Here is an 11,131-nt window from a genome sequence, read left to right as displayed (position 1 = left end):
CATGAACTCCATGTGTGAGCTAAGATATAGTGACTTTACAAATGAATTTTCATTTAAGACCATATAATCAATATATTTTAAATATAGTTACCAACATTTATCTAGGGTTAGATTTTTATGAAAAGAAAACTGTGTGGGAATACATTTTCCACGAGGTTATCCAGATGATATTGTTGTGCCCATTTTTTAAAATGACGATCTAAATATTTGGTACGTGCATAGTTATCTGGCATATCTGTATATAATTGAAGAATATGCAAAGGATCATTGATTGGGATAGGAAAAGATGAAACTGTCTCAAAAAATGAAAGAAGGGTATCATGATTCATGATTTGAAAAGCATATTCTTCTTTGGGTGTGATGATATTGATATCCACATAGTAATTCATATAGATGCTTAAAATGTTTAACATTTGCATCATAGAGCACATGGAAATATTGATTTCCTGGATATCCTGAAATGCAATGGAATAGTCTTGAAAATATATGTGACTATGATCCCAAAGTAATCATTCATAAGCACTTTTGATATCATCGTCTTGAGTGAGTTGTACTTGATAACGTGTTGTCATAATGATTCTCCCTGATAATTGAAATGATGTGGAATGATGACACATAAGGATTGTTTTTTGACACTGACATGAATGGGAAAGGTTGTTCCTTTTTCTCCATCAACATCGTATATAATATCCTTATCACATGCAATAGTTAATTCTTTAGCTTGTACATAAGTAATAAAAGGACTCTTTTCATGATTGTTTAATTTATAATCTTTAAATAAAGAAATTAAATCTGTAGTAGAACAGTTTTTAATAATCAATAAATCTAATTGACCATCTTGAACATTCGCATGAGGTGTAATGTCTTTAAAGCCACCTACCTGTGAAGTGTTTGTAATAATAAACAGTTTGGCATCTTCTTCAAAAGTTTGATCATCAGCAGTGATTTTTAAATGCAATGAAGTATGCAGTTGGGTAGGTAATTGTCTTATACCACTGATATAATAAGCTAAAGGACCAAATCTTTCTTTATCAGCTTTTGAAACTTGAAAACTAATATCACTAAACATGCCTCCAGCAATCACATTTGCAAAATAATGTTCATTCACTTTACCAATATCTACTTTCATTGTCTGAAAATCTTCAATCATTTGAATAAAATCATCCGTATCATGAGGTAAATGTAAATGGTTGGCAAAGTCATTCACTGTTCCTCCTGGTAATATCGCAAGAGGAGTCTGTAAATGGTTTTCAATAAAACCATTAATGATTTCATTGACTGTGCCATCACCACCAACACTGACCACAAAATCATAATCATCATCTTTTAATTTTAAACAATATTGATAAGCATCATCTTTCTTTTCCGTATAGAAGACATCAATTGTAGAAACCAGCTTTTTTAAAATCATTTGACCAATGATCTGATCCAGTTTTTTTTGAATTGTCTTTGTGCCGGCACTGGGATTAATGATAAATAAACATTTCATAATGAACACTCCTTATTTTTATTTTACCATTAATCAAAAAGAAGATAAACCTAAAATGGAATATCTTCTTTCGCATAGACATTATTACGGATTAGTCTTAATAAAAGTTCAACACCTTTTTTCATCATATGAATAGAAACAAATTCATAAGGACCATGACAATAGAAGCCACCTGTTCCAAGGTTAGGACAAGGAAGTCCTGAAAATGAAAGACGGGCACCATCTGTTCCACCACGAATAGGTGTAATACGAGGCTGTAAGCCAATATCCTGCATAGCAATTTCAACCTGTTCTACAATATGAGGATGATCTTTGATAACATCTTTCATATTGAGATATTGTTCATGCATCGTGATATGAATAGCTTCATAGCCATAAAAACTATTCAAATAAGCTTGGATACGTGAAAAATCATTAAGCTGTTGTTTGAGTTTTAAATAATCATGGTTACGTACAATATATTCTAATCGTGTCTGTTCACAATTCCCCTGCATATGTGTTAAATGATGGAAACCTTCATATCCTTCAGTGAATTGAGGTTTCTGCCCAGATGGTAACATGTGGTGAAATTCCATAGCCACTTCCTGTGAATTCACCATTTTGTCTTTGGCACTACCAGGGTGAATGCTTTTTCCATTGATTTCAACAAGCACCTGATAGGCATTAAAGTTTTCAAAGTGAAATTCATTAATATCGCCACCATCAATTGTATAGGCATAGTCAGCCTGAAAAATATCAAGATCAAAATGTTCAGTGCCACGTCCGACTTCTTCATCAGGAGTAAAGGCAATCATAATATCATTATGTTTAAATTCAGGATGTTTATACATATATTCAGCCATACTCATAATAATCGCAATTCCAGCTTTATCATCACCACCTAAAAGTGTTGTTCCATCAGTTGTAATCAGATCATGTCCAATCACTTTATTCAAATCAGGGAATTCTCTTGGGGATAATAAACGGTCATTTTGAAAAGGAATGTCTTGTCCTTTGTAATGACGAATGATTTGGGGATGAATGTGTTCACCACTGGCATCAGGGGAAGTATCCATATGGGCAATAAAGCCTATAACATCACCTTGATGATCATTGTTAGATGGAATCTTTCCATAAACAACACCATATTCACTCATTTCTACATCAACCAATCCTAAAATACGCATTTCTTCTATTAAAAATTGAGCAAATTCTTTTTGATTGGCCGAAGAAGGTGAAGTGGTTGAATATGGGTCAGATTGTGTTGGGAAACTGACATATTTTAAAAATCTGTTTTCTATTTTCATTTTTCATAACCTTCTCTCTTTATCATGATTATATCATAGGAATCATATTTTTTACTAGCCAAATGTCATGAATATGATTATAATAGGGAGCGGAGGTTAAAAAGATGGCAAAATATTATGCAGTGAAAAAAGGAAGAAAAACTGGTGTTTTTTCGACATGGGAAGAATGTCAGTCAATGGTGAATGGTTTCAAGGGAGCAGTGTATAAATCATTTCCTACATTCAATGAAGCTCAGGCGTATTTAGATGAACAGCCTCAATCTTTTGATGGTTATGGACTGATTGCATATGTAGATGGCAGTTATAATCAAAAGACAAAAGAATATGGTTATGGCTGTATCTTAATTGAAGGCCAAAAAGTGATTTTGAAAGTCAATGGTAAAGGCAACCATCCTGATTATGTCAGTATGCGTAATGTGGCTGGTGAAATTGCGGGGGCACATCAGGCAATCTGTTATGCGATTGAACATTGCTATTCTATGATTTGTATCTATTATGATTATGAAGGTATAGAAAAATGGGCCAATCATCAATGGCAGGCCAATCGCCCTGGAACAAAGGCTTATCAGTCATTTATTGATGCCAGTCGTCAAAAGATTGATATTCGCTTTATAAAAGTTTTGGCACATAGTGGGGACTTCTATAATGAGATGGCCGATCAGTTGGCTAAAAAAGCAGTAGGTATAGCATGAGTGAAAAAATAACTGTTTTTGATATTGAAGTTTTAAATCAGGATCCCGCGAGTTTATGTGCCATTGGTATTGTAGAAATTCAAAATCAAGAAGTCATTTCAACATATTATGCCTTAGTGAAACCTAAAAATTTAAGTTTTGATAGCTATCGCTATAAAATACATCAAATTAGACCTCAATCATTGTATAAAGAAAAAACATTTGTAGAAGTATGGAAAGACATTCATCATTATTTTGAAAATACGATTGTTGTTTCTCATGATATTCAAGGTGATATGATGAATTTAAGGGCAGCCTTGAAACAGAATCATATTCCATATCCACGACTACTTATGTCCTGTACAAATGTTTTGGCACATCTTGTTTATCCAAATCTTCAAAAATATAATCTTAAAGATCTATCTCAAATGAATGGTTTTGCATTTCAGGCTCATCATGCTTTAGAAGATGCGAAAGCTTGTGCTTATCTGTTGATTCAAATGATGGAACGTGAAGATGTAGACAGTTTATATGCTTTGCATCAGAAGTATCATTTAGAATTTGGTGAGATGAAGGAAAACTATTATCGAAATATTATGTCAGCTGAATCAGCAACGCAATTATTAGAAATGAATCAAAAAGAAGATGCTTTGTTGTATCATCAATCAATCTGTTTTACTGGTAAATTATCTATGCCTCGAGAATTATTGGAAGAAAAAACAAAAGAAGTCTGTGCCTTATCAACCAATCAGGTCAGTACCCAAACCAATTATCTGGTTATTGGTGGTAAAGGTTATCATAAAGTACGTTTTGGCAAAGACAATAAAAAAGTTCAGAAAGCTTTACAGTTAATGAAACAGGGACAAGATTTAAGAATTATTCATGAAAAAGAATATTTAAAGCTTTTAGAGGGGAGAAAAGAATGTCTGTAAATATAAGAGTTGCTAAAAAAGAAGATGCGCGTGCTATTTTAGATATTTATGCTCCTTATGTTCTATCGACCAATATCACTTTTGAATATGATGTTCCTTCTTTAGAAGATATGACAAATCGTATTTGTCAAACTTTAGATTCATATCCTTATTTAGTTGCAGAAGTTCAAGGTCAGATTGTTGGTTATGCTTATGCCTCTTCTTTTCATAGTCGAGCTGCTTATCAATGGGGGAGTGAATTATCTATTTATTTAGATCAGCATTATCATGGACAGGCGATTGGAAAAAAACTTTATCAGGTTTTATTGGCACTGTTAAAGTGCATGCATATTCAAAATGTCTATGCCTGTATTACTCATCCCAATGTCAAAAGTGAAAGATTTCATGAATCATTACAGTTTCAGTATGTGGGATGTTTTCATCGTGCGGGATATAAAGCCAAACAATGGCATGATGTCATCTGGATGGAAAAAGCTATTGGAGATCCTCATCATGTAGAATCTTTTATTCCTTTTTCGAAGCTATCCCTTCAACAAATTGAATCATGTCTAGGTTTATGTTATGATAAATAAAATGAGGTGAAAAAATGGATACATTAATTATCGGAAGTGGTTTTGCTGGAAGTGTTGTGGCGAGAATTTTAGCCCAGCGTGGTGAAAAAGTCAAGATTATTGAAAAAAGAGATCATATAGGTGGAAACTGTTATGATGAATATGATGAATATGGTGTTCTGGTTCATAAATATGGACCTCATATCTTTCATACAAATAATAAAGACGTTTATGATTTTTTATCACGTTTTACAAAATGGTATGATTACCGTCATGAAGTTGTTGGAAATGTTTATGGAAAGATTATTCCAATTCCATTTAACTTGAATACATTAATGATTGTTTTTGGTCAAGAAAAAGGTAAACGTTTAAAACAGGAATTGATTGATGCATATGGTGAAAATGCAAGAGTTCCTATTTTAGAATTACAGAAAAATCCATCACAGGGAATCCAGGAAGTGGCACAGTATGTATATGAAAATATCTTTTTGAAATATACAATGAAACAATGGAATCAAAAACCTGAAGAAGTTGATCAAAGTGTCACTGCCAGAGTACCAGTTTTGATTTCTTATGATAATCGTTATTTTCAAGATCTATATCAGGGAATGCCACTAGAAGGATATACAAAGTTATTTGAAAATATGTTGAATCATGAAAACATAGAAATTGAATTAAATAAGGATGCCAAGGAAGATTTATCTTTTGATATGCAAACACATCAGGTTTATTATCAGGGACAATTATGGCAGGGAAAAATTATTTTTACAGGTGCAATTGATGATTTCTTTGATCATTGTTTAGGAAGATTGCCATATCGTTCATTACGCTTTGAGTATGAACATTATCCTGAAGATCACTATCAAAGTCATGGTGTTGTCAATTATACCGTCAGTGAAGATTTTACACGTATTACAGAATTTAAATATTTAACAGGTCAAGAGATTGCAGGAACAACTATTGTTAAAGAATATCCAGAAATATATCGTGATGAAACTCAAGTACCTTATTATGCTATTTTATCTCCAGAAAACTTAATGATGTATCAAAAATATGTGGATTATGTCAAACCATTTTCTCATTTTTACTTGTTAGGGCGTTTAGCACAATATAAATATTATAATATTGATGGCATTGTAGAAGAAGCTTTAAAACTTGTTAAAACATTGTAGGAGGATGTTATGAAATATTTAAGTATTGCGATTCCATGTTATAACTCACAAGATTATATGGATAAAGCGATTGAATCATGTTTAATTTTAAAAGATGATGTAGAAATTATTATTGTTGATGATGGTTCTAAAGATAGAACAGCCCAGATTGGTGATGACTATGCCTCTTTATATCCTGATACAATCAAATGTATACATCAGGAAAATGGGGGACATGGTCAAGCTGTAAATACAGGTTTAAAAAATGCAACAGGACTTTATTTTAAAGTTTTGGATAGTGATGATTGGTTTGACCAGTCTTCACTTGTTAAAGTGATAGAAACAATTAAACAGTTACATCAAAAAGATCAAGATGTCGATATGTTCATTGCAAATTATGTATATGAAAAACCAAGTGCCAATAAATCTAGTGTGATTAAATATACAAATGCATTGCCACAAAATAGAACATTCAGATGGTATGATTTAAAACATTTTTACCCACAACAGAATTTATTAATGCATAGTGTTATTTATCGTACACAGTTATTAAGAAATTGTAATTTACAATTGCCAAAACATACATTTTATGTTGATAATTTATTTGTTTATCAGCCATTACCTTATGTCAATACACTGTATTATTTAAATGTTGATTTATATCGTTACTATATTGGTAGGGAAGATCAGTCTGTTAATGAAAAAGTGATGATTTCACGTATTGATCAACAGATTAAAGTCAATAAGATGATGATTGATTGTTGTGATGTGATGAAATTAAAGAGTCGTAAACTGAGAAACTATATGGTGAAATATTTAACGATGATTACAACTGTATCAACAGTTTTACTGATTAAATCAGGAACACCTGAACATTTACAAAAGAAAAATGAATTATGGCAGTATTTAAAAAATAAAAATCCTGAACTTTATAAAGCTGTTAAACATACATTTTTAGGTTCTATGATGGAAATGGATGGACATGTTGGTAAGAAAATGATTACAACAGGATATGCTATTTCTAGAAAGCTGTTTGGATTTAATTAATGAAGAATTTGTTATATCGTTATCGTCATGCATGGGTATTTACATATTTTATTCTTTATTTACCATGGTATTTTGGATTACAGTTAAGGGATATTTCTTTTCATGATGTTTATACAAGTATAGATGCATGTATACCTTTTGTTTCATGGTTTATTTATCCTTATATTTACTGGTTCCTTTTTGTAGCAGGGACAATTGCCTATTTGTTTTTTACACATCGTCGTGATTTTTATAAATGTGTTGCATTTTTGTTTATAGGAATGACCATTTGTTTGATTATTTTTACAATATATCCAACAAGTTTTGATCATCGTCCTGTGATTGAACAGAATTCTTTATCTATGAATCTTGTTCAGTTTATTTATCATGCTGATAAGAGTCAAAATGTATTTCCTAGTATTCATGTCTATAATTCTATTGGATGTGCATTGGCTTTGATATTGTGTCCAGATTTTAAACAATCTAAAGGTATAAAAATATTTGCATCTGTTTCAGCTATTATGATTACTTTATCAACGATGTTTATTAAACAGCATTCTATATTGGATGCTGTGGCAGCAATATTATTGGCTATTATTTTATATATTCTGATTTATAAAAAAGATATTTTTCAGATAGAAAAACGGGTTTCTCTCAAGTAGAGAAACTTTTTTTAATATGATAAAAGTCAATACAAATAGATTAAATTCACATATGATAATATAAAAATGATAATATGATTTGTGTATAGGGGTATTTTATGGTTAAATATAAAGAAAAAGACGAGAGGTGAAGAATATGGAAAAAACATTAATTGGTAGAATATTAGAAATGGATCCAGCAGCACGACATCCTTTGAATGTCATTGTGAACTATCCTGGATTACATGCTATGTTTTTATATCGTATTTATCATTTTTTATGGAAATGTCACTTCAAGCTCATTGCACGTCTATTGAGTCAAATTGCGCGTTTTTTAACAGGGATTGAAATTCATCCTGGAGCAACTATTGGAAAACGTTTCTTTATTGATCATGGAATGGGAGTCGTTATTGGTGAAACAACAATCATTGGAGATGATTGTACTTTATATCAGGGTGTGACATTAGGGGGAGTTGGAACTGGTGAACATAAAGTTAAAAGACATCCGACTTTAAAAAATAATGTCATGGTATCAGCTGGGGCCAAAGTCATTGGGGATGTCACGATTGGTGATAATAGCATTATTGGGGCTTCTTCAGTAGTATTAAAAGATGTGCCAGCTAATTGTACGGTTATTGGTATTCCTGGCAGAATTGTAAAGGAAAATGGAGAAAGGGTAGATAAAGCATTATAAACTATGATGCTATATGATAACTTATAGTATTGTTTTTGTATGAGATGAATTCATTTATTTATATTTTATTCATAAAAAACCTCCTGCTTCATAAAAATGAAATAGGAGGTTTTATTGATGTCTATTGAGATACAGGCAGCTTTATATTATTATGATTTGGTTTTATTGAAAAGAGAAAATCATTTATATTGCTTAGTAGATTTAAAAACAGGTGAGTGGTATGAAAAAATGACGATTTATTATATTGAAATATTGCTGAAAAGATGGAATCAGTATCGAATGTCTATTCAATGATTGAATTCAAGTATATAACATGTTAGAATAAAGCATGTTAAAAGTTGAAATGTCCACGTAGCACAGCTAGATAATGCAACTGCCTCCTAAGAAAGTGTTATAACATATACTTTGGAGGACAAAGGAAAAGGTAGCAAGTAAAATTAAATATAGATTTTCCAAATGTCGCTATAGCTCAGTTGGATAGAGCGACCGCCTCCTAAGAATATGTTATAACGACCGCCTTTTGGGGAAAAGTGATTGACAACGAGTTAATCTAAGCCTAAAATTGAATAGATTTCAAAGATGTTTCCGTAGCTCAGCTGGATAGAGCGACCGCCTCCTAAGCGGTAGGTCGGGTGTTCGAATCACCTCGGGAACGCCAAAAACTCCGCCGGAAAACCCAGTAAAATCAAGGGTTTCCGGCGTTTTTTCATTTTTTCGGTAAAAGAGAAAAATCGTGAAATTCATTGATTTTCATTAGCAAATCTTCCGTCAGCTAATGGAAATTAGGACTAATGTCGCCCGCCTTTCAGGTGGACGGCTTGCTAATAAAAATTAGCAAAAAAATCGGTGTTTTGCTAATGAAAATGCCCTCTCTGCTAATGGCAGAAAAATTCGAGCAAAATTCTTGCTAATGGACAAGGCGGTCGTTACCCTGTTAATTTGTTCATTTAGGGGTGGCGAGCGACAATCGCACACTACCTCTATGCCCTTTCCTATTATATAATTGTAGCAACAGGAGGTGGTTGTATTGAAAGAACAGAAATATCATTTATATCTTTCCGATGAAGAATACAGGAGAGTTTTGCAATCACTTATCCGTTTGAAAAACAGCCTGATAGCACAAGGCAGATACACTGACGTAGTAGATGATGTTCTTTGCAAGGTACTATCATCTAAGAAAAGAAAAATTAAAATAGAATACATCTAAATAATAACGAAAAGTAAAAAGCCGTCTATTGACCTCATTAAGAGGAAAATAGGCGGCTTTTTTGCGTTCAGAAAAAAATTTAAGAAATTTTGAAAAAACACCCCCCAAAAACGCTCTCCCATTTCAAACAAGTGAAGGGGTTAATTCCGAACCACGAAAACGGAAGCCTTTCACTTGTACTTTGAAAACTGAATAAAGTATGTTCATCAACAAAAAGAAATTATCATATCGATCATTATATCGAAACATTAAAAATGTCCTTTGATACTGATGATGATAAGATCAAAAAAATAGCAGAACAAAATTTAAAGCAGATTGGAGAACTATATAAATGACAAGTGTTTATATGCAACTTAGAACAAATTTAGAACAATTGAAGCTCTTTGAGATATCTAGAAGACTAGATGAGATCATAGATCAAGTCACAGCTAATAATATAAGCTTTACAGAAGGATTGTTGAAACTAACAAACGTTGAAATCGATCATAGAAAAGAAAATGCAATAAGATCCATGGTTAAGGTTGGAGCATTTCCGTTTATGAAAGAGATAAAAGATTTTGATTTTGAATTTCAACCTTCTATAAACAAACAACAGATCTTGGAGCTTGAAAGCTTAGGATTTTTAGATAAAGCAGAGAACATAGTGTTCTTAGGTCCTAGTGGTGTAGGAAAGACCCATTTAGCTACTAGCATAGGTGTTCGGGTCCGGCGAAATCAACCACTCCGGGTCCATCGAAAACAACCAATTTTAGTCCACTGAAAATAACCAATCCAAGTTAAGAAAGCGTAGCCAACCCTCACTTGAAATGTGAATTAATCTTTGTTTCTGCTTTCGGCATGGGCGGTGGCCACAGCAGCGGTCATCCGCAGGGAGATGGTTTCCAGTCGCTTTCCCCGGAAGCTCTCTCCCTTAATCGCGAAGACAATGTCTCCTAAATATGGCACTATATAAGAAGCCAGTAAATTATTATATTTATTGAATGTAGATTGTTTAATCTGTGGTTCTATTGAAGTAAGCCAGCAAACGGATAACGCTTTGACATCACTCTTGTATAAAACGACTTGATTATTTCCAGTATCAAGGGAATCCTCTAGCTTCGCCAGCGCATTATGTTGTTTTTGCTTTGCTTCCCGATAAGATTTTCCGTAAACATACCCATATTTTGCTCTTCCTGAGATATCATGACTTTTAATATATCGAGCTTCCCATCTTCCGTCTTTTCTTTTATAAATATTTTCTCCTTTTCTTGGCATGAAAGTTCCCTCCTTTCGACTATTATTTTGACGGTGATAAAGAAACAATACTATTAATCCTCAAAAAGTTCAGATAATATGCGCTTATTAGAGTTGCCCCTTCTTGACAAACGACCTGTCTTTGGCAGTTTTAAATAAAAAAATGGTGCTAATTTGATATTTCTATCGAGTTAGCATCATTTTTATTTGCCTGGCTGTCAGATAATAATTGGTTATTGGTTGATTTAAT

At 32.7% G+C, this 11,131-nt stretch carries 14 protein-coding genes and 1 tRNA gene; 11 read left to right on the top strand and 4 right to left on the bottom strand.

The window, feature by feature from the left end; all coding sequences use genetic code 11:
• Positions 1-107: 107 nt before the first annotated feature.
• The 3 genes from B5E48_RS12380 to pepT form a co-directional block, all read right to left on the bottom strand.
• On the bottom strand, positions 108-419 hold the full coding sequence (locus B5E48_RS12380; protein ID WP_143747027.1) for a hypothetical protein: 312 nt from the start codon (positions 417-419) through the stop codon (positions 108-110).
• A 149-nt stretch (positions 420-568) separates the two neighbouring features.
• Positions 569-1,489 (bottom strand): diacylglycerol/lipid kinase family protein, encoded by a 921-nt coding sequence (locus tag B5E48_RS12375; RefSeq protein WP_087305375.1) that lies wholly within the window; start codon positions 1,487-1,489, stop codon positions 569-571.
• Between the two features lie 50 nt (positions 1,490-1,539).
• Positions 1,540-2,775: a peptidase T gene (gene pepT, locus B5E48_RS12370; RefSeq protein ID WP_087296773.1), complete on the bottom strand. Its 1,236-nt coding sequence runs from the start codon at positions 2,773-2,775 to the stop codon at positions 1,540-1,542.
• 104 nt (positions 2,776-2,879) lie between these two features.
• On the opposite strand from pepT, the gene B5E48_RS12365 reads away from it, so the two are divergent.
• The 11 genes from B5E48_RS12365 to B5E48_RS12320 all read left to right on the top strand — a co-directional run bounded on the left by B5E48_RS12365 (position 2,880) and on the right by B5E48_RS12320 (position 10,408).
• Positions 2,880-3,467, top strand: coding sequence for a ribonuclease H1 domain-containing protein (locus B5E48_RS12365; protein ID WP_087305373.1), 588 nt, complete (start codon positions 2,880-2,882; stop codon positions 3,465-3,467).
• A complete protein-coding gene (locus B5E48_RS12360) occupies positions 3,464-4,378 on the top strand; it encodes an exonuclease domain-containing protein (RefSeq protein ID WP_087245021.1) in 915 nt (304 codons plus the stop codon). The genes B5E48_RS12365 and B5E48_RS12360 overlap by 4 nt, the downstream gene beginning before the upstream one ends.
• Positions 4,369-4,950 carry a GNAT family N-acetyltransferase gene (locus B5E48_RS12355; protein WP_087305370.1) on the top strand — a complete coding sequence of 194 codons (582 nt, stop codon included), beginning with the start codon at positions 4,369-4,371 and terminating at the stop codon, positions 4,948-4,950. Before B5E48_RS12360 ends, B5E48_RS12355 begins: the two co-directional genes overlap by 10 nt.
• A gap of 14 nt (positions 4,951-4,964) precedes the next feature.
• Entirely contained in the window at positions 4,965-6,101 is a 1,137-nt protein-coding gene (gene glf, locus B5E48_RS12350; RefSeq protein ID WP_087305368.1) for a UDP-galactopyranose mutase, read from the top strand.
• Between the two features lie 9 nt (positions 6,102-6,110).
• Complete coding sequence (locus B5E48_RS12345) at positions 6,111-7,127, top strand: glycosyltransferase family 2 protein (RefSeq protein ID WP_087296769.1); 1,017 nt, start codon at positions 6,111-6,113, stop codon at positions 7,125-7,127.
• Positions 7,127-7,768 carry a phosphatase PAP2 family protein gene (locus tag B5E48_RS12340; RefSeq protein WP_087305365.1) on the top strand — a complete coding sequence of 214 codons (642 nt, stop codon included), beginning with the start codon at positions 7,127-7,129 and terminating at the stop codon, positions 7,766-7,768. The genes B5E48_RS12345 and B5E48_RS12340 overlap by 1 nt, the downstream gene beginning before the upstream one ends.
• A gap of 136 nt (positions 7,769-7,904) precedes the next feature.
• Positions 7,905-8,441 (top strand): serine O-acetyltransferase EpsC, encoded by a 537-nt coding sequence (gene epsC / locus B5E48_RS12335; RefSeq protein ID WP_087245056.1) that lies wholly within the window; start codon positions 7,905-7,907, stop codon positions 8,439-8,441.
• A gap of 117 nt (positions 8,442-8,558) precedes the next feature.
• A complete protein-coding gene (locus B5E48_RS13750) occupies positions 8,559-8,735 on the top strand; it encodes a hypothetical protein (RefSeq protein ID WP_164483587.1) in 177 nt (58 codons plus the stop codon).
• Positions 8,736-9,022: 287 nt separating this feature from the next.
• Positions 9,023-9,099 (top strand) — tRNA-Arg (locus tag B5E48_RS12330).
• Positions 9,100-9,468: 369 nt separating this feature from the next.
• Positions 9,469-9,648 carry a hypothetical protein gene (locus B5E48_RS12325; RefSeq protein WP_087296767.1) on the top strand — a complete coding sequence of 60 codons (180 nt, stop codon included), beginning with the start codon at positions 9,469-9,471 and terminating at the stop codon, positions 9,646-9,648.
• Positions 9,649-9,979: 331 nt separating this feature from the next.
• Positions 9,980-10,408, top strand: a complete 429-nt coding sequence (locus B5E48_RS12320) for an ATP-binding protein (protein ID WP_087296766.1) — start codon at positions 9,980-9,982, stop codon at positions 10,406-10,408.
• A gap of 53 nt (positions 10,409-10,461) precedes the next feature.
• Here the strand turns inward: B5E48_RS12320 and B5E48_RS12315 are convergent, their stop codons facing one another.
• Positions 10,462-10,902, bottom strand: coding sequence for a tyrosine-type recombinase/integrase (locus B5E48_RS12315; protein ID WP_087305362.1), 441 nt, complete (start codon positions 10,900-10,902; stop codon positions 10,462-10,464).
• Positions 10,903-11,131 lie beyond the last annotated feature (229 nt).

The sequence above is a fragment of the Massilimicrobiota sp. An105 genome (assembly GCF_002161155.1).
GTDB classification, from domain to species: domain Bacteria; phylum Bacillota_I; class Bacilli_A; order Erysipelotrichales; family Coprobacillaceae; genus Allocoprobacillus; species Allocoprobacillus merdigallinarum.
Note: the sequence above shows the minus strand (reverse complement) of the source record. Positions and strands in the feature narration are given on the sequence as shown.

What these genes read in the sequence shown, in the direction of transcription:
- B5E48_RS12380 (WP_143747027.1), bottom strand. Translation starts at nt 419, where the DNA reads ATGCAAATGTTAAACATTTTAAGCATCTATATGAATTACTATGTGGAT.
- B5E48_RS12375 (WP_087305375.1), bottom strand. Translation starts at nt 1,489, where the DNA reads ATGAAATGTTTATTTATCATTAATCCCAGTGCCGGCACAAAGACAATT.
- pepT (WP_087296773.1), bottom strand. Translation starts at nt 2,775, where the DNA reads ATGAAAATAGAAAACAGATTTTTAAAATATGTCAGTTTCCCAACACAA.
- B5E48_RS12365 (WP_087305373.1), top strand. Translation starts at nt 2,880, where the DNA reads ATGGCAAAATATTATGCAGTGAAAAAAGGAAGAAAAACTGGTGTTTTT.
- B5E48_RS12360 (WP_087245021.1), top strand. Translation starts at nt 3,464, where the DNA reads ATGAGTGAAAAAATAACTGTTTTTGATATTGAAGTTTTAAATCAGGAT.
- B5E48_RS12355 (WP_087305370.1), top strand. Translation starts at nt 4,369, where the DNA reads ATGTCTGTAAATATAAGAGTTGCTAAAAAAGAAGATGCGCGTGCTATT.
- glf (WP_087305368.1), top strand. Translation starts at nt 4,965, where the DNA reads ATGGATACATTAATTATCGGAAGTGGTTTTGCTGGAAGTGTTGTGGCG.
- B5E48_RS12345 (WP_087296769.1), top strand. Translation starts at nt 6,111, where the DNA reads ATGAAATATTTAAGTATTGCGATTCCATGTTATAACTCACAAGATTAT.
- B5E48_RS12340 (WP_087305365.1), top strand. Translation starts at nt 7,127, where the DNA reads ATGAAGAATTTGTTATATCGTTATCGTCATGCATGGGTATTTACATAT.
- epsC (WP_087245056.1), top strand. Translation starts at nt 7,905, where the DNA reads ATGGAAAAAACATTAATTGGTAGAATATTAGAAATGGATCCAGCAGCA.
- B5E48_RS13750 (WP_164483587.1), top strand. Translation starts at nt 8,559, where the DNA reads ATGTCTATTGAGATACAGGCAGCTTTATATTATTATGATTTGGTTTTA.
- B5E48_RS12320 (WP_087296766.1), top strand. Translation starts at nt 9,980, where the DNA reads ATGACAAGTGTTTATATGCAACTTAGAACAAATTTAGAACAATTGAAG.
- B5E48_RS12315 (WP_087305362.1), bottom strand. Translation starts at nt 10,902, where the DNA reads ATGCCAAGAAAAGGAGAAAATATTTATAAAAGAAAAGACGGAAGATGG.